This is a genomic window from Pseudomonas sp. NBRC 111123, from assembly GCF_001320205.1.
GTDB lineage: Bacteria > Pseudomonadota > Gammaproteobacteria > Pseudomonadales > Pseudomonadaceae > Aquipseudomonas > Aquipseudomonas putida_J.
Genome location: NZ_BCAZ01000019.1, coordinates 59,960 through 80,787, shown reverse-complemented (window position 1 = coordinate 80,787; position 20,828 = coordinate 59,960). Strand labels below are relative to the sequence as shown.

Genomic DNA, 20,828 nt, shown 5'->3' with positions numbered 1-20,828 from the left:
CTCAGGCCCTCAGGCTGTGTGGGTGTTTGCCGTCCAGGGTCAGCAGCGGCGCGTACATTTCCGGGCGGCGGTCGCGGTAGATGCCCCAGGTCAGGCGGTCTTCGCGCATGCGGGCCAGGTCCAGGTCGTGCAGCCAGATGCCGCTGCTGTCGCGGTCGGCTTCAGCGAGCATGGCGCCCTTGTGGTCGCAGATGAACGACGAGCCATAGAAGCGCATGCTCAGGGCGTGGTCATTGCCTGCGACTTCCACACCGACCCGGTTGGCGGCCACCACGGGCAACAGGTTGGCGGCCGCATGACCGCGCATGGCGACCTGCCAATGGTCGCGCGAGTCCAACTCGGCGCAGCCGGGCTCGGAGCCGATGGCGGTAGGGAACAACAGCACTTCGGCGCCCATCAGTGCCAGGCAGCGGGCCGTTTCCGGGAACCACTGGTCCCAGCAGATACCGATGCCCAGGCGGCCAAAGGCGGTGTCCCAGACCTTGAAACCGGTGTCGCCAGGGCTGAAATACTCCTTCTCCTGATAGCCGATGGCGTTGGGGATATGGGTTTTGCGGTATACGCCCAGCAGCTGGCCATCGGCGTCGGCCACGGTCAACGAGTTGAAGAAGGCATTGCCTGCGCGCTCGTACCAGCTCAGCGGCAGCACCACGCCCAGCTCGCCGGCCAACGCGGCGAAGCGTTGCAGGATCGGGCTGCCCGGGTAGGGCTCGGCCAGCGCCTGGTGCTTGTGGTCCTGCTCGATGCAGAAGTAGGGCGTGGCGAACAGCTCTTGCAGCAGGATCACCTGCGCGCCATCGGCGGCGGCCTGGCGTACCAGTTGCTCGGCGCGGTCGAGGTTGTCTGGCAGGTTCCAGCTGCAGGGCATCTGGGTGGTGGCGATCCGCAGCTGGCTCATGGCTGTACTTCCGGCTGCTGCTGGGTGATGCAATGGATGCCGCCGCCGCCGTGGGCGATTGCATCGATACGCACGGGCACGATTTCGCGCCCCGGGAAGGCATGGGCGAGTTGATCGGCGGCGTCCTGGTCGGCAGCGATGCCGTAGGCCGGCATGATGATCGCGCCGTTGGCGATGTAGAAGTTGGTGTAGGAAGCGCAGAACACTTCAGCGTCCTGATCGACTGCGGCGCTGGCCTCGAACAGGTCGAGCAGTTCGAAATGCCGGCCTTGGGCGTCGGTGGCGAGTTCCAGCGCGCGGCGGTTTTCCCGGACGACTTCGGCATAGACCGAACCGTGGTCATGGGTGGCATCGACCAGCAGCACACCTGGGCGGGCGAAGGCGCACACGCCATCGACATGGCCGTCGGTCATGTCGCCCGTCACGTACTGCGGGTCGCCGGGCAGCCAGATGGTCTTGCTGATGCCCAGGTAGCGGGCGAAGCAGGCTTCGAATTCTGCCTTGTCGATACCTGGGTTGCGGTTGGGGTTGAGCAGCACCGATTCGGTGGTGATCAGCGTGCCTTCGCCATCGACATGAATGGCGCCGCCTTCGTTGCACAGCGCAGTGCTGAAGCCGTCCAACCCCAGTCGGTCGAGGATGCGTCGGCCGAGGCTGCGGTCCTGGCTGTGTTGCGATTTACCGCCCCAGGCATTGAAGCGCCAGCTCAGCCCGGCCAGGCCGTGCTGCGGGTGGCAGATGAAGCTCGGGCCGCTGTCTCGGCACCAGCTGTCGTCCACGGCCAGCTCGATCAGCTCGATGTTGGCGCCGCACAGGGCGCGGGCGCTTTGCAGGGCCGATGGATCGACGACCATCTTTACCGGCTCGAAACGGGCGATGGCGGCTGCCACGCGGGCATAGTCGCGCTGCACATCGGCCAGGCTGACGCGCCAGCCGTTTTCCCACAGCGCCTGGTTGTGAGGCCAGACCATCCAGGTCGCCGCGTGGCGGGCCCATTCGGCAGGCATACGCCAGCCGCTGTCGAGGGACAAGTGCATAGTGAACTCCGATCTATTAAGGATTTTTATCAACGAAGCCCGCCGTCGCGGGTGTTGGTGTCCATGCTATGGCTATGAAGGGGTGGCGACAAACGATAGATTTAGCCGACATCTGATTAGCAGGGCTTATCGATCATGCTCAAACACTGGCCACCGCTTAATGCCCTGAGGGGCTTTGAAGCCGCCGCACGGCTTGGCAGCTTCCACAAGGCCGCCGAGGCCCTGAACCTCACCCAGTCGGCGATCAGCCAGCAGATCCGCAGCCTGGAAAACTACCTGGAACAGCCACTGTTCCACCGCAGTGGCCGCAGCGTCAGCCTGACCGATGCCGGGCACGACCTGCTCAGCACCACCCAATCGCTGCTGCAGCATCTGGCAGTCGGCATTCGTCGCCTGGACCAGTACCGCAAGCCGAATCAACTGGTGGTCAACACCAGCCCGGCCTTCGCCCGGCACTGGTTGCTGCCGCGCCTGGCCGATTTTCATCAGCGCTGCCCGCAGGTCGATCTGTGGCTGTTCACCAGTTTCGAGGTGCCGGACATGGCCAGCGAAACCATTGACCTGGCCATTCGTGACGACCTCAGTGCCCAGGCCGAGTGCAGCTTTACCGTGCTCCACCAGGACACGCTGTATCCCGCCTGCCACCCTTCGCTGCTGCAGCACCCAGTGCAACAGCGCACCACCTTGCATGGCGAGCGCGAAATGGACTGGAGCCACTGGCAGCTGGAAGGCGGCGAGGATGTAGGGCAGCAGGGCAAGGGGCTGAATTTTTCCGATCCAGGGCTGTTGCTGGATGCCGCGAGCGAGGGGCTGGGCGTTGCCCTGGTCAGCCAGTTGCTGGCGCAGCGGGCGATGGGCGAGGGGCGTCTGCAGGCACTGTCTGTACAGCGAGTGCGAGGGCCGGTGTGGGCTTGTCTGGTGCACCGGGACAGCCAGGATGATCCACTGGCCCGGCAGTTCCTGGGATGGTTGAAAGGGGTGTTGGCTGCGGATTCATGACAGCCTGTACTGGCCTTCGGTTTTGAATCCCTGGGTTCAGCCCTTAATATGTGTCGGATAACCTGCGGGGGTAGTCTCACCCTCTGATCAATCGGAATCGCCCGTGGGGCGCTTCCCCGGCATAAACCTGACGAGGTACAGACATTGGCCATCATTCATCCTAAGGTTCGCGGTTTCATCTGCACCACGACTCACCCGAAGGGCTGCGAGCTCAACGTCCGTGACCAGATCGAAGCCACCCGCAAGCTGGGCGTGCGCGAGGATGGCCCGAAGAAGGTCCTGGTCATCGGCGCTTCCAGTGGCTACGGCCTGGCAGCCCGCATCACCGCCGCCTTCGGCTTCAAGGCCGATACCCTGGGCGTGTTCTTCGAAAAGCCAGGCACCGAGACCAAGGCCGGCACCGCCGGCTGGTACAACTCCGCCGCATTCGACAAGTTCGCCAAGGCCGAGGGCCTGTACAGCAAGTCGATCAACGGTGACGCCTTCTCCGACGAAGCCCGCGCCAAGGTCATCGAGCTGATCAAGAACGAAATGGGCGGCAAGGTCGACCTGGTCATCTACTCGCTGGCCTCGCCTGTGCGCAAGCTGCCGCAGACCGGTGAAGTGATCCGCTCCGCGCTGAAACCGATCGGTGAACCGTACAAGTCGACCGCCATCGACACCAACAAGGACACCATCATCGAGGCCAGCATCGAGCCGGCCACCGAGCAGGAAATCGCCGACACTGTCACTGTCATGGGTGGTCAGGATTGGCAGCTGTGGATCGACGCCCTGGCTGGCGCTGGCGTGCTGGCCGAAGGCGCCCGCACCGTGGCCTTCAGCTACATCGGCAGCGATATCACCTGGCCGATCTACTGGCACGGCGCCCTGGGCCAGGCCAAGCAGGACCTGGACCAGACCGCACTGCGCCTGAACGAGAAACTGGCCGGTGAAGTGAAGGGCGGCGCCAATGTGGCGGTGCTGAAGTCGGTGGTCACCCAGGCCAGCTCGGCCATCCCGGTGATGCCGCTGTACCTGTCGATGGTCTTCAAGATCATGCAGGAAAAGGGCGTTCACGAAGGCACCCAGGACCAGCTCGACCGCATGTTCCGGGAGCGTATGTTCCGTGCCGATGGCCAGCCTGCCGAAGTGGACGAGAAAGGCCGCCTGCGCCTGGACGACTGGGAACTGCGCGAAGATGTGCAGGGCGCTTGCAAGGCACTGTGGCCGACCGTGACCACCGAGAACCTGTTCGCGCTGACCGACTACGCCGGTTACAAGAAGCAGTTCCTCAACCTGTTCGGCTTCGAGCGTGCTGACGTCAACTACGACGAAGACGTGGCCACCGATGTGAAGTTCGACTGCATCGAGCTGTAAGTCGATCTGACATCTGAGGGGGCTGTACCGGCCTCTTCGCGGGTAAACCCGCTCCCACAGGTACCCCACAGCTCTCTGGCTCAGTGGGGTATCTGTGGGAGCGGGTTTACCCGCGAAGAGGCCGGTACAGCCCCCGATTTTTTTGCTAGTTTTGGCGCACAACAACAGGAACGCGCGCCATGAGCAGCCTCACCCAACCCGCCACCGCCTTTCGCCAGGCCACGGCCGACGGCTACAGCCTCGGCGGCTTCTGCTGGCGCCACGCCCAGCCTGATCCCCATCGCCCGTTGGTGATCATCAATGCGGCCACTTCGGTACGCTGTCGCTACTACTCACGCTTTGCCGACTACCTGTTCGCCCAAGGTTGCGACGTGCTCACCTACGATTACCGTGGCATAGGCGAATCGCGCCCGGCGTCGCTGCGTGGCTTCCAGGCTTCGTGGAGCGATTGGGGGCGGCTGGACTTCGAGGCCATGCTGGCGCACGCCGCTGCGCATTTCCCCGGCCAGCCGGTAGATGTTGTGGGCCACAGTTTCGGTGGCTGCGCCGTGGGGCTGGCCCCCTCGGCGGGGCAGGTGCGGCGGGTGGTGATGGTCGGTGCGCAGTTTGCCTACTGGCGCGACTATGCCGCCGACCAGCGCTGGCGCCTATTCGGCAAATGGCATGTGGTGATGCCGCTGCTGACCCGTGCCTTCGGCTACTTCCCCGGCAAGCGCCTTGGTTGGCTGGAAGACACCCCGGCCGGTGTGGTGCACGACTGGACCACGCGTACGCCGCTTTATGAACAGCGCCCGAGCGGGCGCGGCCTGGCGACACTGCCTTTCGCCCAGGTACGGGCTGCGACCTTGGCCATCAGCCTGACGGACGATCCGTTTGGCACGGTGGCAGCGACCGAGCGTTTGCTAGGGTATCTGCCTGCGGCGCAGCGGCGGCATTTGCGCATTGCGCCTGTGGATATCTCGGTCAGCGAGATTGGCCATTTCGCGTTCTTCCATGATCGCTTCCGCGAAAGCCTGTGGCCGATTGCGTTGCAGTGGTTGCGCGAGGGCGGGCTGGCAGACGGAGTGCCGGGGACGACTATCCGTTGAAATTCCGGGGCTGCTTCACAGCCCCTTCGCGACACAAGGCCGCTCCTACAGAAGAGCGGGTTCCCTGCAGGAGCGGCCTTGTGTCGCGAAAGGGCCGCACAGCGGCCCCGGCAATCTCAAGCCTTGCGCGAAAGCGGCAGCTCGGTGAACTTCACACCCGCCAGCCCATGCTTGATCAGCGCACGGATGTTGCCGTGGTCATTGCCTTCCGGCGTGGCCAGCACATCACGGTAATGCTCGCCGAAGGCCAGCAGCGCTTCCTGGTCGCTCAGGCCTTCCAGCAGGGCCAGGCCCAGGGTCTTGCACGAACCTTCGTTCTGCCCGGCGGCATTCTCCACGCCGCCGTTGTTGAAGGCCTGGGGCTGGTAGCTGTAGTTGCCGGCGATGAACGCCAGGGTATCGGCGAAGACGTGTTGGCCGCTGGCCAGGCTGCTGCGCAGGGTGTTCAGATCAGTCACGAGGTTTTCCTTGTTCAAACGCCGCTTGCTGCTCGGCGCTGGCTTCTTTCTGGTATTGGGCTTTCCACTCAGCGTAAGGCATGCCGTACACCGCTTCGCGGGCGTCATCCAGGCTGATGTCGACCTGGCGCTCGTCGGCGGCGGCCTTGTACCACTTGGACAGGCAGTTGCGGCAGAAACCGGAGAGGTTCATCAGGTCGATGTTCTGCACGTCGGTGCGTTTTTGCAGGTGCTCGACCAGGCGCCGGAACGCAGCGGCTTCAAGCTCGAGTTGTTGTTGCTCAGTCATGGCAGTCTCTCAAATCATGCGGTTCTTCAGGTGGCGGCCACCGTTGATGACCACTTGGCTGCCGGTGCTGTACTGGCTGGCGAGCAGGTACTTCACCGTCTCGATCAGTGGCCCGGCGCCGGGTTCGAACTCCAGCAGGGCCTTTTTCAAGGTCTGCTGGCGGTAAGCCTCGTCCCCGCCTTCCTTGAGGATCAGCAGGCCCGGCAGGATACCGTTGACGTGCACCTTGGGCGCGTACTTTTCGGCGAACGACAGCACCATGTTCTGCAGCGCGGCCTTGGTCGCGGCGTAGCCGATGTGGCCTTTGCTGCCGCGCGAAGAGGTTTCGTCGCAAATGTGGATGATGTCGGCCTTGTCGACCTTGTTCAACAGCTCGCCGAGGGCCAGATTGAGGTGGTACGGCGCTTCGACGTGCAGGCGGAACATGGTCTCGAGGTTGTCGAGGTCGTCGTCGAGCCACAGCGAGGCGTTGTGGATGATCGCACGCAGGCCGTCGTAGTTGCGCTGCAGGTGGTCGATCAATGCTTCACGGTCGGCCCTGAGGCAGAGGTCGGCCTGGAACTGCACGATGTTCGGGTGCGCGGACTGCGGCTGAAGGCTGCGGCTGGCACTGATCACCGTATGGCCGGCCTGTGCCAGTTCGAGGGCCAGGGCCAGCCCGACGCGCTGGCTGGCGCCGGTGACGAGAATTGGGCTGTTCATGTGCGGGCGGTCAACTTGTCTGTCCTGTCGTTGCCGCCCAGCATACCCGAACTGATCTCGCTTGTATGACCTCGCCTCAGCGGCTGCGCAGTGCCGGGCTGGCGGATGGCGTGGCGTGCAGCCAGTTGGCCAGCAGGCGTGTGGACAGGGGGATGAAGAGGTAGACCATGACGGGCGTCAGGGCCAGCGTGCTGAGCATCACCCGGGGCAGTAGCTCAAGCGCCCCGAGCCAATGCCCGAACAAGACATTGAACACCAGCGAGACCGGAAAAAAGGCCAGCCAGATGGCCACAGCCTGTTTCCAACGTGGTGGCTTTTGCACCATATTGGTGCCAAACCAGTCGTCAAGACCGCTGACGCGCCTCTCTTTGGGGCGTTCGAACAGGCCGTTTCCGCGAGCCAGCCAGGCCCGGCGCGAGGCGGAGTGCTCCCAGGCATGCAAGGTGGGCTCGTCGCTGAAGCGGAAAATGATCTGGAACTCGTCGCGGTCGCGGGGCGGGGCGAGGATGCCCGAGCCGAGATAGCCGGGGAAGTCGGTGGCCAGGTGTTCGCCCTCGTGCAGCCAGGCCAGCAGGTCCTGGTAGCGGCCATGGGCGGCGCGGCGCGACACCATCAGGGTGACGGGTGGGGTAGACATCGTGTATCTCCTTGCGACGGGGCTGGCGGATAGCCTGCCCCCTTGTCTGCGTGGCCCGGGGTGGTGGGCAACGCAAGATGGCATGCAAGAATCGGGCGCGAAGCATGAGCGTGATGCAACGCTGCATTAGCGGTTGTTCGCAAACTGGTTTGCGGCCTGGCGTGCCGTAGTAGAATGCCCGTTCAACTTCCGCACACAGGTAACGTAGTGCAGATAAACAAACAAGGACTTAGTTCGGACATCCAGGCAAGCCTGCAAGAGCAGGACCTGTTCCCGATTCGTGAAGTTTCCCGCGTGACAGGCGTCAACGCCGTGACCCTGCGTGCCTGGGAACGCCGCTACGGGCTGATCCAGCCCACGCGCACCGACAGCGGTCACCGGCTGTATTCCCAGGCAGACATCGACGATATCCGGCGCATTCTCGGTTGGCTTGAGCGAGGCGTCGCAGTGAGCAAGGTTGGCAGCATCCTGGCCCGCGGCCAGAAGCTTGCTCACGGTGTGGTTTTGGCTGATTGCACGGCAGGCTGGCAAGCCCAGGTGCGCGAGGCGGTGCATCGCTTCGATGCCGTGGCCCTGGATAGCCTGTTCGACCAGGTGTTTGCGGCACTCAACCTGGACCTGGTATTCACTGAAGTGTTCATGCCCGTCTGGCATGACTTGGCAGCAGGGCAGGGGGCGTTTGGCCTGGCCAGTGAGTGGCTGTTCCTCGACCAGTTCCTGCGTGGCCGGGTGTTCACGCGCTTGCAACTCGCTCGTGTGCCACGTAGCCACACCGTATTGCTGGCGCCACTGCCCGGACCATGCCTGGAACTGGACCTACTGGTGACTGGCTTACTGCTGGCCAGCGATGAGGTTGGCGTGCAGTTGCTCATGCCGGGGCAGGTGCTGGATGAGTTGCCGCTGGTGTGCGAGCGGCTCCGGCCGGATGCGATGGTGCTGTTTTCCAATCACCCACTGAGTGATGGGCTGGGCAAACGCCTGATGCGCCTGGCGACAGGGCTGCAGTGCCCATTGCTGTTGGCCGGCGAAGCGGCTGAGGGTGCCCAGGATGGACTGGCGGGTAGCCCGGTGGCATGCCTTGGTGCAGAGATTGAGCGGATGCGGCGGCGCTTGCGCCAGTACTTTGCCGGTCAGCTCGATACCTGATCGTGCAGCTCTGGGTGTGCCTGGCGATGGGCCTGGAGGATGTACTCACGCAGCCGGTCGATTTCGCCTGTGGGGCTGCGGCTCAGGTCGTAGGCGGCCAGGTCCGGGCCAATACGCCGACGTAGCCGACCGTGCAGGCCGATAGGGCTGATGCCGTCCGGAGCGAAGTGCAGGTCGAAGCGTGAAGGGGCCTTGGCCAGGCCACGCACTTCGAGCAACGCGCCCTTGAACGAAATATCCCTGACCAGCAAGCCGCTGGCCTTGCCCTGGGCGTCCAGCAGTGCGCTGGGCTGCTCCATCGACAAACGCCAAGGGCGCAGCATCGGGCCGTCGTCTTCGTAGATTTCCGGTGAGCCGATCTGCAGGTGCACAGCGTGGAACTCGTCTTCCACAAGCTGCAGCGGGAAGCTGATCTGCTGGTTGTTGAACTGTGCCTGCAGCGTTACCTGCTCATTGGCCACCAGGCGGGCAAGCAGCGACTGGATATGGCGGTCGCCATTGACCAGCAGGCTCGACATGGGGTCGGCCAGGTTCAGTTGCGGGGAATGCTGCATGTCCTGGATGAAATCCAGCTCGTCCTGAGTCAGGAGCGCTTCTGCTTGCATGATCGAACTCGGTGATGACGATTTCTTCAACGGAAATTGACCGTGCTCAAGGCGCTTGGTTCAGGTGCGTTCGTCGAAATTCCGACGAGCGTGCATTTCTGCCAGCTCGCGCTCCAGTTCGACCTGGCGGGTGACATCTTTCTGGATACCGATGAAGTAGCTGCGCTGATCGGCATCGTGCTTCACCGGTGTGATCGAAAGTTCGTTCCAGAACGTGCTGCCATCCTTGCGGTAGTTGCGCAGCACTTCGCGGCACGGGCGGCCTTCGGACAGGGCCTTGCGAATGCGTGCCCGGCCAAGCTGATCGCGATCATCGGCCTGCAGGAAGCGGCAATCCTGATAGAGGATTTCATCGCGGCTGAAGCCGGTCAGGCGTTCGAAGGCCGCATTCACGTAGATCAGGATGGTGTCGTCGCCTTCCTGTTCGGCGACCACGATCCCGTCGTTGGATGCGTCGACCATTGATTGCAACAGCTGGGCGTTGATCATGTCCGGACCATGGGTAAGGAAGGGGACTTTGGTAGAGGCGGCCTTTTGCCAGCGCTGAATGCTAGTATCCTACGTTTTCACTCAGTTTCGGAATCCTCTTCCCGATGAAAGTCGCCATTATTTCCGGCTCGGTGTACGGCACCGCCGAAGAAGTCGCCCGCCATGCCGAGTCGTTGCTCAAGGCTGCTGGTTTTGAAGCCTGGCACGCCGCCCGTGCTACCCAGCAGGATCTGGAAGGTTTTGCTCCAGAAGCCTTGCTTGCGGTGACTTCTACCACTGGTATGGGTGAGCTGCCGGATAACCTGATGCCGCTGTACAGCAGCATTCGCGACACCCTGCCAGCGGCCTGGCGTGGGTTGCCGGGTGCGGTGATCGCACTGGGGGATTCGAGCTATGGCGATACCTATTGCGGCGGTGGCGAGCAGATGCGCGAACTGTTTGCAGAGCTGGGCGTGCGGGAAGTGCTGCCAATGCTGAAGCTCGATGCCAGCGAAACAGTGACCCCGGAGGCTGATGCCGAACCGTGGTTGGCGGAGCTCGCTCAAGCACTGAAAGCCTGAGGCTATTCCTTTGGCGTGTACCGGCCTCTTCGCGGGCAAGGCCACACCCACAGGTCTATCACCACCCTTCAGTCAGTGATGTGCCTGTGGGGGCGGGCTTGCCCGCGAAGAGGCCGCTACAGGTCAATTCATCTCCCGCAGCAATTCGAGCCAGGCCTGCGCGGCTCGCGACAGGTAGGCTCCGCGCCGCCAGATGAAGGCAATATCCCAGCGTAGATACGCCGGTGCCTTCAGCGGTAGTCGCACCACCCCAGGGCGCTCCAGCGCTTTTGCCACCACACGGGGCAGCAACACCACGCCCTGGCCGGCTGCGACCAGCGCCACCAGGAAGTCCGCCTGGCCACTGCGGCCACCTTCTTTCGGGGTAAAGCCCTGCTGCTGGCAAGCCTTGAGCAAGCGGTCGTTGAGCACGAAGCTGCGTTGGTACAGCAGGAAGGGTGTATCCGCCAGTTGCTTCAGGTTGACCTGGTCCAGGTTAGCCAGCGCATGCCCGGCGGGCAGCAGGGCATCCAGCGGCTCATTGCAGAACGGCTGATACTCGAACGCCGGGTCGCTTGGAGTGAGGCTGCCGCCCAGCTCCAGCTCGCCGCTTCTGACCGCCTGCTCGACAGTTCGGCTGCCGCCCTCAAGCAGCTGAATATCAATGTTCGGATGACGCCTGCGGTATTCGGCGAACAACGTGGCGAACAAGGTATCGCTGCCGAGCATGGGCAAGCCCAGGCGCAGCTCGCCGCGGGCCATGTGGCTGAGGTCGTCGAGCTCGCTCAGCAATTCCTGGCGTTGGCGCAACAGCGCCTGGCCGCGCTCCAGCACGATGCGCCCGGCCGCGGTCAGGTGCAGCTGCGAGGCCTGGCGCTCGAGCAGCGGCTGGCCCACATCTTGCTCCAGTTGGGCGACCTGCTTGCTCACGGCGGACTGGCTGATATGCAGGGTCTGCGCGGCTTGGGTAAAGCCGCCGCGGTGGACCACTTCGATGAAGCTGCGCAGCTGTTTGAATTCCATGGTGACGATTCCATTGTGGAATGGCTGCAAGTCTAACAATTCGCTTTTGGCCTAGGCAGCCGAATCTTAAAATGAGGGCCTGTCGAGGACTCCCCCCATGAAACCCGCATTACTGAAAAAGCCCCTGCGCCTGTTCGCCGAACTGGCAGTCCTGCTTGCCTTGTTCCTGTCTGGCGGCCAACTGGCCGTTTGGCTGGGCTGGCCGATCCCCGGCGGGGTGATGGGCCTGGGCCTGCTGTTGCTGCTGTTCGCCTGCGGTGTACTCAAGCCCGCAACCTTGCAACTGGGCGCTGGCTGGCTGATGGCGGAAATGCTGCTGTTCTTCATCCCGGCACTGATGAGCCTGCTCGATTACGGCAGCCTGGTGCGCAGCGAAGGCTGGCGCATCTTGCTGGTAATCGCAGTGAGCACCTTGATGGTCATGGTGGTGACCGCCGTGACCGTGGAGCTGGTCTGCCGCTGGAGGCTGCGCCATGAGCCTTGAACCCATGCCGCTGTTCTGGCTGGCGCTGACCTTGGCGGCCTACCTGGCCAGCCGCTGGTTGTATCGGCGCACCGGGCGTTACCTGATGTCGCCACTGATTCTTGTCCCAGCCTTGCTGTTGGCAGTGGCCGTGCCGCTGCACACGGCCTACGCCGAGTACTCGCGCAACACCCATTGGCTGATGAGCGTGCTGGGCCCGGTGACTGTGGCCTTCGCCGTGCCGATCTGGCAACAACGGGCGATGCTGGCACGGCATTGGCCGGCTCTACTAGTGGGTATGGTGGCGGGCAGTGCAGCGTCGATTGCCAGCTCCTGGAGCCTGGCGCACCTGCTGGCGCTGGACGATGCCATCAGTCTGTCGCTGGTGCCGCGCTCGATCACCACGCCCTTCGCAATGCCGCTGGCCCATGACCTGGGCGGCGTGCCGGAGCTTACGGCAGTGTTCGTGATGTTCACCGGGGTGCTGGGGGCCATGTTTGGTGGTGTGCTGCTGCGCTGGCTGCCGCTGCGTACCCCCTTGGCGCGGGGCGCACTGTTCGGGGTTGGCGCGCATGGTGCCGGGGTAAGCCGAGCCCAGGAAGTGGGCCGTGAAGAGGGTTCGGTGGCCGGCCTGGTCATGGTGCTCACCGGGCTGCTCAACCTGTTTGCCGCACCGTTGCTGGTGATGCTGCTGTGACCATTCGTGCCTCTGACTCGCTCGGTCATCAAGCTGGCTGGCAACGCAAGTTTCACCTGGCGGGCTGCTGATTACACTCATCCTCGACATAGAGAGCACATGTATGTGCCGAGGTGACATGCAATGACCGCAGCCTTGCCCTATTCCGTCAACACCCTTGCACCGGGACAAATCTGATGCCTATGGCCGAGATTCCATTGCGCGTCTGGCGTACCCGGGGGCAGAGTTTTTCATTCCGGGGCCAGAGCATCCGCTACTGGACCGCAGGGCAAGGAGAGCCCCTGCTTCTGTTGCATGGATTTCCCACCGCGAGCTGGGACTGGCACTACCTGTGGGCACCACTGGCCCAGCGCTTTCGGGTGATCGCCTGCGACATGCTCGGTTTCGGCGACTCCGCCAAGCCGCTCAACCACCGCTACAGCCTGATGGAGCAAGCGGACCTGCAGCAGGCGCTGCTGGCGCATCTGCAGGTCGAGCAGCCGGTGCACCTGTTGGCGCATGACTACGGGGGCAGCGTGGCTCAGGAATTGTTGTCGCGGCACCACGAACAGCGTGCGGAGGTTGCCAGTTGCGTGTTCCTCAACAGCGGGCTGTTCCCTGAAAGCTGCCAGGTGCTGCTGGTCCAGAAACTGCTGCTCAGCCGCCTCGGCTGGCTGGTGGGGCGATCCTTCGGGCGCGATGACCTGGTGCGCAACGTCACGCAGATCTACGGCCCGTGCACCCATCCCAGCGAAAGTGCACTGGATGACTGCTGGAGCCTGATCGCCGCCAATTCCGGCACACGTATCCTGCACAAGCTGGTGGGCTACCTGCCGGAGCGCAGGGTGCATCGCGAGCGCTGGGTAGGTGCATTGCAACGCGAAGGTGTGGCACTGCGTTTCATCAACGGCGTGGTCGACCCGGTTTCTGGTGCGCGCATGGTCGAGCGTTACCAACAGCTGGTACCAAACCCTGACATCGTTCAGTTGCAGGGTATTGGCCATTACCCTCACACCGAAGCGCCCGTGCAGGTACTGCGCCACTACCTGGCATTTCGCGAACAGCTGCTGAGCTACCCCCTGCGGAGCGTCGCCTGGTCCTGACCCAGCGATCATCGCCCGCCGTTATCGCCTGGCATTCAGCCGGGGTGCGCTTGATTGCCCGCCTGCCAGGGCTGGCGGACACTCGATGCATTCAACCTGAGCTGGAGCCATGCCCATGAGCGAGCCGGTAAGCCTGCAAGACCGTGTAGTGATTGTCACCGGAGCGGGTGGCGGCCTGGGCCGTGCCCATGCACTGCTGTTCGCCGCACGTGGCGCCAAGGTCGTGGTCAACGACCTTGGCGGCTCGACGCACGGTGAGGGTGCCAATGCTTGCGCTGCCGACAAAGTCGTGACGGAAATCCGCGCCGCCGGTGGCACAGCTGTGGCCAACCACGATTCGGTGGGCGACGGTGCGCGCATCGTCGAGCAGGCGCTGGACAGTTTCGGCAGGGTCGATGTGCTGGTGAACAACGCCGGCATCCTGCGCGACAGGGCCTTCCACAAGATGGACGACAGTGATTGGGAGCAGGTCTACAAGGTTCATGTCGAAGGTGCCTACAAAGTCACCCGGGCTGCCTGGCCACACCTGCGCGAGCAGAACTGGGGGCGGGTGATCTTCACCGCATCGACCTCGGGTATATACGGTAACTTCGGCCAGGCCAACTATGGCATGGCCAAGCTGGGGCTGTATGGCTTGACCCGCACTCTGGCCATCGAAGGGCGCAAGCACGGTGTGCTGGTCAACGCCATCGCGCCAACCGGCGGCACGCGCATGACCGAGGGGCTGATACCACCGCAGGTGTTCGAGCGGCTCAGGCCGGAATTGATCAGCCCGTTGGTGGTGTACCTGGGCAGCGAACAGTGCCAGGACAGCGGCGAATTGTTCGAGGTGGGCGGTGGCTGGGTGGGCAAGGTGCGCTGGGAGCGTAGCCTAGGTGTCGGCTTCGACCCAGACCAAGGGTTCACCCCGGAGCAGGTCGCGCAACGCTGGGCGCAGATTGGTGATTTTGCAGGGGCAGTGCACCCGCGGGACACCTTTCAGGCACTGCAGCAGATGATGGCCAACCTGCAGAAATAAAAAAGGCCGCTGCAAACGCAGCGGCCAATCGAGACGTTAGATCAAGGAGCTTCAAAATCAACGTCGGTGAACCTCGCGGGCCTGAAAGGCGGGGGGTAGAGCCCTTCATGCCGGCCAGTGAGGTAAGAATAAGCGCTTGATCCGGTAGGAAAAATAGCCGCTTATGACATTCACCTTTACGTTTCGGGCAACAGTCCCGGCTGGCCACTTCAAGGCGCTGGTGAGTAACCCATGCGCCAACTGGTCTCGCGCGACGCAGCCAGCAGGCGCTGTGCTGCCGGGCCGTGTTCGTCGGCGTGGAAGATAGAGGTCGGGCCGACCACGGTCATCACCGCCGCGATCTGCCCCATGGCGTTGAACACGGGTGCAGACAACGCATCGACGCCCGGCATCAACAGGCCGTGCACATGGTGCAGGCCTTGTTCGCGGATCCCTGCCAGCAAGCCTTCGTAGGCGCTGGCGCTCTGCTGCAAGACCGCCAGCTCGCGGTCGCGCAACTCCACGGTCTCTCTCTCGGGCAGATGGGCTGCAAACACCAGGCCGGTGGAAGAGCTGAGCAGCGGCAGTACCGAGCCGATTTGGGTCACCACCGTGACCGCTCGCACGGCGGGCTCGATGCTCACCACGGTGGCGCCCTGGTTGCCCCATACCGCGATGAAGCAACTCTCGTTGAGGTCATCGCGAAGTTGCGACAGCGGCAGCGCCGCCACCTTCAGCACATCGATGCTGCCCAGTGCCGCCAGCCCCACGCGCAACGCCTCGCGCCCCAGCCCGTAGTGGTTGGTGGCGGCATCCTGTTCGGCAAAACCGCTGGCGATCAACGCCTGCAGATAGCGGTGCACCTTGCTCGCCGGCATCTGCACGTGTTCGGCCAGGCGCGACAGCGAGGTGGACGGTGACAGTTCGGCGAGGGCCTTGAGGATGTCGGTGCCGACCTCCGCCGAACGGACTTTCTGCTTGCCGTTGTCGGCGGGTGAGCTGGCTTTGGACATGGATAGGAATATTCCGAGTTTTCGCGTCGCGCCTTTATAGCTTGACGCTTGGCATGGAGCAAATTACGTTATTCGTAATCAGATTACGATAAAAACAAAATCCGGAGGCATCGATGCATCGCGACACGTCCGCCGATCTTCATTATCTGAGCGGTTTCGGTAACGAATTCGCTAGCGAAGCCCTGCCTGGCGCCCTGCCGGTCGGGCAGAACTCTCCACAGAAAGCCCCCTATGGCCTGTATGCCGAACTGCTGTCGGGAACGGCGTTCACCATGGCCCGCAGCGAGCTGCGCCGTACCTGGCTGTACCGCATCCGACCTTCGGCCCTGCACCCGCGCTTCGAGCGCCTGCAGCGTCAACCATTGAGCGGCCCGCTGGGCGCAAGCACACCCAACCGCTTGCGCTGGAACCCACAGCCGATCCCCGCTGAGCCAACCGATTTCATCGAAGGTTGGCTGCCGATGGTGGCCAACTCGGCCGCTGAAAAGCCAGCCGGGACAAGCATCTACATCTACCGCGCCAACCGGTCCATGGAGCGGGTGTTCTTCAATGCGGACGGTGAGCTGCTGCTGGTGCCGGAGCAGGGTCGCCTGCGCATCGCCAGCGAACTGGGCGTGATGGACGTCGAGCCACTGGAAATCGCCGTGATCCCGCGTGGCATGAAGTTCCGCGTCGAGCTGCTCGATGGCCAGGCCCGCGGCTACATCGCCGAAAACCACGGCGCGCCGCTGCGCCTGCCTGACCTGGGGCCGATCGGCAGCAATGGCCTGGCCAACCCGCGTGACTTCCTCACCCCGGTGGCACGCTACGAAGAAGTCGAGGGCCCGGTGCAGCTGGTGCAGAAGTTCCTCGGTGAACACTGGGCCTGCGAGCTGCAGCACTCACCGCTGGACGTGGTCGCCTGGCACGGCAGCAACGTGCCCTACAAGTACGACCTGCGTCGCTTCAACACGATCGGCACGGTCAGCTTCGACCACCCGGATCCGTCGATCTTCACCGTGCTGACGTCGCCGACCAGCGTACACGGCATGGCCAACATGGATTTCGTGATCTTCCCGCCGCGCTGGATGGTGGCCGAAAACACCTTCCGTCCACCTTGGTTCCACCGCAACCTTATGAACGAGTTCATGGGCCTGATCAGCGGGGCCTACGATGCCAAGGCCGAAGGCTTCCTGCCGGGCGGTGCCTCGCTGCACGGCGTGATGAGCGCCCACGGGCCGGATGCAGAAACCTGCGAGAAGGCCATCGCCGCCGAGCTGGCACCGCACAAGATCGACAACACCATGGCTTTCATGTTCGAGACCAGCCAGGTGCTGCGCCCGAGCCTGCAGGCACTCGACAGCCCGCAATTGCAGGCCGACTACGACAGTTGCTGGGCCACCTTGCCGAGCACCTTCAACCCGAACCGGAGATAACCCATGAACCAGACCGCCATTGCCCGTAGCTGGGTCGAGCACGCCAACGGGCACCGCGACTTCCCACTGCAGAACCTGCCGCTGGGCATCTTCAGCCGCCCGGGTGAAGCGCAGCGCTGTGGTGTCGCCATTGGCGATGCCATCCTTGACCTGGAAGCCGTGCTGGCCGCCGGCCTTTTCGCTGGCCAGGCCAAGGCTGCGGTGGAGGCCACCGGTGGCGGTGCGCTGAACGCCTTCTTCGCACTGGGCCGTGCTGCCCGGGTGGCGCTGCGTGAGCGTCTGCTGGTGCTGTTGGGCGAACACAGCGAACATCAGGCCGCACTCAAGGCTGCGCTGTATCCGGCCAGCGAGTGCCAGCTGCACCTGCCGGCCAAGGTCGGTGACTACACCGACTTCTATGTCGGCATTCAGCACGCCACCAACGTCGGCAAGCTGTTCCGCCCCGACAACCCGCTGCTGCCCAACTACAAGTACGTGCCGATCGGCTACCACGGCCGCGCTTCGACCTTGCGCCCTTCCGGTACTGAAGTCCGTCGCCCGAAAGGCCAGACCCTGCCGGCCGGCCACACCGAGCCGAGCTTCGGCCCCTGCGCACGCCTTGACTACGAGCTGGAGCTGGGCATCTGGATCGGCCAGGGCAACGACATGGGGCAGGCTATCCCGATTGCCGAGGCCGACCAGCATCTGGCCGGCCTGTGCTTGCTCAACGACTGGTCGGCACGGGATATCCAGGCCTGGGAATACCAGCCACTGGGCCCGTTCCTGTCGAAGAGCTTCGTCACTTCCATTTCGCCCTGGGTAGTCACCGCCGAAGCGCTGGAGCCCTTCCGCTGCGCCCAACCGGCCCGGCTGGATGGCGACCCGCAGCCGCTGCCTTATCTGCTCGATCCGCGTGATCAGGCAAATGGCGCTTTCGACATCGAACTGGAAGTACTGCTGCTCACCGAGCGCATGCGCGAGCAGGGCCTGCCGGCTCATCGTCTGGCATTGAGCAATACCTTGAACATGTACTGGACCGTGGCCCAGCTGATCGCTCACCACAGCGTCAACGGCTGCCAGTTGCAGCCCGGCGACCTGTTTGGTTCCGGCACTCTGTCCGGTGCCACGGCAGACTCGTATGGCAGCCTGCTGGAAATCACCGTGGGTGGCAAACAACCGGTGGAACTGGCCAGTGGTGAGGTGCGCAAGTTCCTGGAGGACGGTGACGAGATCATCCTGCGCGCCCGTTGCCAGCGTGATGGCGTGGCCAGCATCGGCTTCGGCGAATGCCGCGGCAAGATCATCGCAGCCAACTGAGGGAAGCGGCCATGGAGCTGTATACCTATTACCGTTCCACGTCCTCCTACCGGGTGCGCATCGCCCTGGCGCTGAAGGGCCTGGGCTACCAGGCCGTGCCGGTCAACCTGCTCAAGGGCGACCAGCGCGGTAGCGCCTATGTCGCGGTGAATCCGCAAGGGCGGGTGCCGGCATTGCGCACCGATGACGGTGAACTGCTGGTGCAGTCGCCGGCGATCATCGAGTACCTGGAAGAGGTTCATCCACAGCCGGCACTGTTGCCGGCGGGGGCGGCCATGCGCGCCAAGGTGCGTGGCGTGGCAGCGATCATCGGTTGCGATGTGCACCCGCTGCACAATGTCAGCGTGCTCAACCAGCTGCGCCAGCTGGGCCATGACGAGGCGCAGGTCAATCAGTGGATCGCGCACTGGATCGGTCAAGGGCTGGCCGCCGTGGAGCAGTTGATTGGCGATCACGGGTATTGCTTTGGCGATGAGCCGGGGCTGGCGGATGTCTACCTGATTCCGCAGCTGTATGCGGCCGAGCGCTTCAACATCGACCTTGGCGGTTATCCGCGAATAGCCCGGGTGGCTGAGCTGGCCAAACAGCATCCGGCGTTCGCCAAGGCGCATCCGTCCTGCCAGGTGGACACGCCGGCTCAGTGAATCGAACGGTTGACCGTCGGTAGCTTGCCGATGCGTTCGGACAGCTTCAGGCGCTGGACCGGGTCGTCGGTCAACAGCAAGGCATGCTCCAGGTCGAAACGTTCGGCCTGGGGGCAGTCCAGGTGTTGGTACAGCGTCGCGCGGGTCATGTAGTCGCTGACCTGCACCGGGCCCAGTTGCATGACCCGTTCCGCGTCGATCAGCGCGGCCAGGTGATTGTCGTTGCTGATGTGCAACTGGCGCAGGTTGCGCGAAAGGCGCTGCAGCATCTGCGTGGCGCTGGCGCTGCGCAGATGTTCGGCGGTCAGCGGCAGATGCGGGCCGAACTGGCGTGCCAGCAGCTCGCGGCAATCATTGGGGTACAGGCGCCGGCCGCCACAGGGGTCGAGCAGGTGGTCGGCACCCGGCACGCGCAGCAGGAAGTGCCCAGGGAATGCCACGCCTTCCAGTGGTATGGACAAGCGCGAGGCCAGTTCCAGGGTAATGATTGCCAGTGCCAGAGGCTGGCCACGTCGGCGCTGCAGTACCTTGTCCAGCAGTGCCGCTTGCGGGCGAAGCGGGTGGTATGCGTCCTGTTGGAAACCGAGTGCATTGAGCTGGCGCAGCAACGGCTGGGCCAGTTCGGACAACGGCAGCATCGGCAGGCTGGCACTGATCTGCCCTTGCAGGTTGTGCAGTGCGCCAAGGCAGGCCGCGGGCTCGACCAGTCGATCATGCTCGGCGGCGATCCATAGCGCAGCTTCCAGCAGGGCGACTGGCTCGCGTTCCAGGCAGGCCAGGCAGGCTTGACGTGGCTTCATGGGGGTTCTCCACACACGCTTGAGTATTAGCTGGGGCGCGTCGATTCGTCCAGTGGTCCGCCCGCCGTGCCGGTCTCTGGCGCGTGCCTATACTGGTAGGAGCACCTCGTTGGGGAGCCCGTCGATGTTCGCGCTGATGCAAAGCACCCGTACCCAGTCGCTGCACCTGTTCATTGACCCGCCCACCGGCCTCAAGGCCGTGGTGGCGATTCACAGTGAGAAACTGGGCCCTGCGGTGGGCGGTTGTCGCTATCTGCCCTATGCCGATGACGAGAGCGCCATGACCGACGCCATTCGCCTGGCCCAGGGCATGAGCTACAAGGCGGCGCTGGCGGGGTTGTCGTTGGGGGGCGGTAAGGCGGTCATCATGCGCAACCCCCACGTGGAAAACCGTGCGGCATTGTTTGAGGCGTTCGGCCGCTTCATCGATACCCTGCAAGGGCGCTTCATCATTGCGGTAGACAGCGGCACCTCGACCCTGGACATGGACTGCATCGCCCAGAGCACACCGCATGTCACCAGTACCACGGCGTCTGGCGACCCATCGCCACACGCCGCCATGGGCGTATTCGCTGGCATCCGCGCCACCTCGCAGGCTCGGCTGGGCAGCAGTAACCTCGAAGGCCTGCGCGTGGCCGTGCAGGGGCTCGGCAATGTCGGCTATGCCCTGGCCGAGCAGCTGCATGCGGCGGGCGCGGAGTTGCTGGTCAGCGATCTGGACCCAGGGCGGGTACGCCTTGCGGTGGAACAGTTCGGCGCTCACCCGGTGACCAATGACGCCCTGATCAGCACCCCCTGTGACATCTTCGCGCCCTGTGGCGTAGGGCCGGTGCTCAATGGCCAGACGGTGATGCAGCTGCGATGCGCGGCGGTGGCAGGGGCGGCGAACAATCAGCTGACCACGCTGCAGGTGGCCGACCAGCTGGAGACACGCGGCATCCTGTATGCCCCCGACTATGTGATCAATGCCGGTGGCCTGATCTACGTGGCGCTCAAGCATCGGGGCGGCGACCTGGGCACCATCACCGCGCACCTGGCGCGGATACCGACGCGGCTGACCGAGGTGTTCGGCCATGCCCAGGCGGAGAAGCGCTCGCCGGCCAGGGTGGCGCAGATGCTGGCCGAACGCTTGCTTTACGGTTGAGGCCGGGCGCT

24 protein-coding genes are annotated in these 20,828 nt (G+C 63.8%); 13 read left to right on the top strand and 11 right to left on the bottom strand.

Annotated features, from left to right (window positions below):
* Nucleotide 1 precedes the first annotated feature (1 nt).
* Nucleotides 2-898, bottom strand: a complete 897-nt coding sequence (gene aguB / locus APH27_RS12305; protein WP_060484938.1) for an N-carbamoylputrescine amidase — start codon at nucleotides 896-898, stop codon at nucleotides 2-4.
* Nucleotides 895-1,935, bottom strand: coding sequence for an agmatine/peptidylarginine deiminase (locus APH27_RS12300; protein WP_060484937.1), 1,041 nt, complete (start codon nucleotides 1,933-1,935; stop codon nucleotides 895-897). The genes aguB and APH27_RS12300 overlap by 4 nt, the downstream gene beginning before the upstream one ends.
* A 135-nt stretch (nucleotides 1,936-2,070) precedes the next feature.
* On the opposite strand from APH27_RS12300, the gene APH27_RS12295 reads away from it, so the two are divergent.
* From APH27_RS12295 to APH27_RS12285, 3 genes are all read left to right on the top strand, one after another.
* Complete coding sequence (locus APH27_RS12295; RefSeq protein ID WP_060484936.1) at nucleotides 2,071-2,934, top strand: LysR substrate-binding domain-containing protein; 864 nt, start codon at nucleotides 2,071-2,073, stop codon at nucleotides 2,932-2,934.
* A 144-nt stretch (nucleotides 2,935-3,078) separates the two neighbouring features.
* Nucleotides 3,079-4,290: an enoyl-ACP reductase FabV gene (gene fabV / locus APH27_RS12290; protein WP_060484935.1), complete on the top strand. Its 1,212-nt coding sequence runs from the start codon at nucleotides 3,079-3,081 to the stop codon at nucleotides 4,288-4,290.
* A gap of 179 nt (nucleotides 4,291-4,469) precedes the next feature.
* Nucleotides 4,470-5,378: an alpha/beta fold hydrolase gene (locus APH27_RS12285; RefSeq protein WP_060484934.1), complete on the top strand. Its 909-nt coding sequence runs from the start codon at nucleotides 4,470-4,472 to the stop codon at nucleotides 5,376-5,378.
* Between the two features lie 116 nt (nucleotides 5,379-5,494).
* Here APH27_RS12285 and APH27_RS12280 read toward each other — a convergent pair whose 3' ends face one another.
* From APH27_RS12280 to APH27_RS12265, 4 genes are all read right to left on the bottom strand, one after another.
* The gene (locus tag APH27_RS12280) at nucleotides 5,495-5,836 is read right to left on the bottom strand and encodes a HopJ type III effector protein (protein ID WP_060484933.1); all 342 of its coding nucleotides are present in this window, start codon (nucleotides 5,834-5,836) and stop codon (nucleotides 5,495-5,497) included.
* On the bottom strand, nucleotides 5,829-6,125 hold the full coding sequence (locus APH27_RS12275; protein ID WP_054884724.1) for a DUF1244 domain-containing protein: 297 nt from the start codon (nucleotides 6,123-6,125) through the stop codon (nucleotides 5,829-5,831). Before APH27_RS12275 ends, APH27_RS12280 begins: the two co-directional genes overlap by 8 nt.
* A gap of 9 nt (nucleotides 6,126-6,134) precedes the next feature.
* Nucleotides 6,135-6,827, bottom strand: a complete 693-nt coding sequence (gene folM, locus APH27_RS12270; RefSeq protein ID WP_027918426.1) for a dihydromonapterin reductase — start codon at nucleotides 6,825-6,827, stop codon at nucleotides 6,135-6,137.
* Between the two features lie 76 nt (nucleotides 6,828-6,903).
* On the bottom strand, nucleotides 6,904-7,464 hold the full coding sequence (locus tag APH27_RS12265) for a hypothetical protein (protein ID WP_060484932.1): 561 nt from the start codon (nucleotides 7,462-7,464) through the stop codon (nucleotides 6,904-6,906).
* A 213-nt stretch (nucleotides 7,465-7,677) separates the two neighbouring features.
* On the opposite strand from APH27_RS12265, the gene APH27_RS12260 reads away from it, so the two are divergent.
* On the top strand, nucleotides 7,678-8,610 hold the full coding sequence (locus APH27_RS12260; RefSeq protein ID WP_082435100.1) for a MerR family transcriptional regulator: 933 nt from the start codon (nucleotides 7,678-7,680) through the stop codon (nucleotides 8,608-8,610).
* Here APH27_RS12260 and APH27_RS12255 read toward each other — a convergent pair.
* Together APH27_RS12255 and APH27_RS12250 are read right to left on the bottom strand one after the other, a co-directional pair.
* Nucleotides 8,595-9,215: a hypothetical protein gene (locus tag APH27_RS12255; RefSeq protein WP_027918429.1), complete on the bottom strand. Its 621-nt coding sequence runs from the start codon at nucleotides 9,213-9,215 to the stop codon at nucleotides 8,595-8,597. The two genes, APH27_RS12260 and APH27_RS12255, sit on opposite strands and share 16 nt — an antisense overlap.
* A 60-nt stretch (nucleotides 9,216-9,275) precedes the next feature.
* On the bottom strand, nucleotides 9,276-9,704 hold the full coding sequence (locus APH27_RS12250) for a PAS domain S-box protein (RefSeq protein WP_060484930.1): 429 nt from the start codon (nucleotides 9,702-9,704) through the stop codon (nucleotides 9,276-9,278).
* A gap of 104 nt (nucleotides 9,705-9,808) precedes the next feature.
* Here APH27_RS12250 and APH27_RS12245 point away from each other — a divergent pair, with 104 nt between their 5' ends.
* A complete protein-coding gene (locus tag APH27_RS12245) occupies nucleotides 9,809-10,264 on the top strand; it encodes a flavodoxin (protein WP_060484929.1) in 456 nt (151 codons plus the stop codon).
* 123 nt (nucleotides 10,265-10,387) lie between these two features.
* On the opposite strand, the gene APH27_RS12240 is transcribed toward APH27_RS12245, so the two are convergent.
* Complete coding sequence (locus tag APH27_RS12240; RefSeq protein WP_060484928.1) at nucleotides 10,388-11,266, bottom strand: LysR family transcriptional regulator; 879 nt, start codon at nucleotides 11,264-11,266, stop codon at nucleotides 10,388-10,390.
* A gap of 97 nt (nucleotides 11,267-11,363) precedes the next feature.
* Here APH27_RS12240 and APH27_RS12235 point away from each other — a divergent pair, with 97 nt between their 5' ends.
* From APH27_RS12235 to APH27_RS12220, 4 genes are all read left to right on the top strand, one after another.
* Nucleotides 11,364-11,750, top strand: coding sequence for a CidA/LrgA family protein (locus APH27_RS12235; RefSeq protein WP_027918433.1), 387 nt, complete (start codon nucleotides 11,364-11,366; stop codon nucleotides 11,748-11,750).
* The gene (locus APH27_RS12230; RefSeq protein ID WP_027918434.1) at nucleotides 11,740-12,426 is read left to right on the top strand and encodes an LrgB family protein; all 687 of its coding nucleotides are present in this window, start codon (nucleotides 11,740-11,742) and stop codon (nucleotides 12,424-12,426) included. Before APH27_RS12235 ends, APH27_RS12230 begins: the two co-directional genes overlap by 11 nt.
* Nucleotides 12,427-12,602: 176 nt before the next feature.
* Nucleotides 12,603-13,508 (top strand): alpha/beta fold hydrolase, encoded by a 906-nt coding sequence (locus APH27_RS12225; protein ID WP_060484927.1) that lies wholly within the window; start codon nucleotides 12,603-12,605, stop codon nucleotides 13,506-13,508.
* Between the two features lie 115 nt (nucleotides 13,509-13,623).
* Complete coding sequence (locus tag APH27_RS12220; RefSeq protein WP_060484926.1) at nucleotides 13,624-14,526, top strand: SDR family oxidoreductase; 903 nt, start codon at nucleotides 13,624-13,626, stop codon at nucleotides 14,524-14,526.
* A 209-nt stretch (nucleotides 14,527-14,735) separates the two neighbouring features.
* On the opposite strand, the gene APH27_RS12215 is transcribed toward APH27_RS12220, so the two are convergent.
* Nucleotides 14,736-15,518 carry an IclR family transcriptional regulator gene (locus APH27_RS12215; RefSeq protein WP_060484925.1) on the bottom strand — a complete coding sequence of 261 codons (783 nt, stop codon included), beginning with the start codon at nucleotides 15,516-15,518 and terminating at the stop codon, nucleotides 14,736-14,738.
* A gap of 113 nt (nucleotides 15,519-15,631) precedes the next feature.
* Here APH27_RS12215 and hmgA point away from each other — a divergent pair, with 113 nt between their 5' ends.
* The 3 genes from hmgA to maiA are packed head-to-tail and all read left to right on the top strand — an operon-like array spanning nucleotide 15,632 to nucleotide 18,873.
* Nucleotides 15,632-16,933, top strand: a complete 1,302-nt coding sequence (hmgA, locus tag APH27_RS12210; protein WP_060484924.1) for a homogentisate 1,2-dioxygenase — start codon at nucleotides 15,632-15,634, stop codon at nucleotides 16,931-16,933.
* Nucleotides 16,934-16,936: 3 nt separating this feature from the next.
* On the top strand, nucleotides 16,937-18,229 hold the full coding sequence (fahA, locus tag APH27_RS12205) for a fumarylacetoacetase (protein ID WP_060484923.1): 1,293 nt from the start codon (nucleotides 16,937-16,939) through the stop codon (nucleotides 18,227-18,229).
* A gap of 11 nt (nucleotides 18,230-18,240) precedes the next feature.
* Nucleotides 18,241-18,873 carry a maleylacetoacetate isomerase gene (gene maiA, locus APH27_RS12200; RefSeq protein WP_027918440.1) on the top strand — a complete coding sequence of 211 codons (633 nt, stop codon included), beginning with the start codon at nucleotides 18,241-18,243 and terminating at the stop codon, nucleotides 18,871-18,873.
* On the opposite strand, the gene APH27_RS12195 is transcribed toward maiA, so the two are convergent.
* Nucleotides 18,867-19,673, bottom strand: a complete 807-nt coding sequence (locus APH27_RS12195) for a SirB1 family protein (RefSeq protein ID WP_060484922.1) — start codon at nucleotides 19,671-19,673, stop codon at nucleotides 18,867-18,869. The genes maiA and APH27_RS12195 overlap by 7 nt on opposite strands.
* Nucleotides 19,674-19,797: 124 nt before the next feature.
* Between APH27_RS12195 and APH27_RS12190 the strand changes: the two genes are divergently transcribed.
* The gene (locus APH27_RS12190) at nucleotides 19,798-20,817 is read left to right on the top strand and encodes a Glu/Leu/Phe/Val dehydrogenase dimerization domain-containing protein (protein ID WP_027918442.1); all 1,020 of its coding nucleotides are present in this window, start codon (nucleotides 19,798-19,800) and stop codon (nucleotides 20,815-20,817) included.
* The last annotated feature ends 11 nt before the right edge of the window (nucleotides 20,818-20,828 follow it).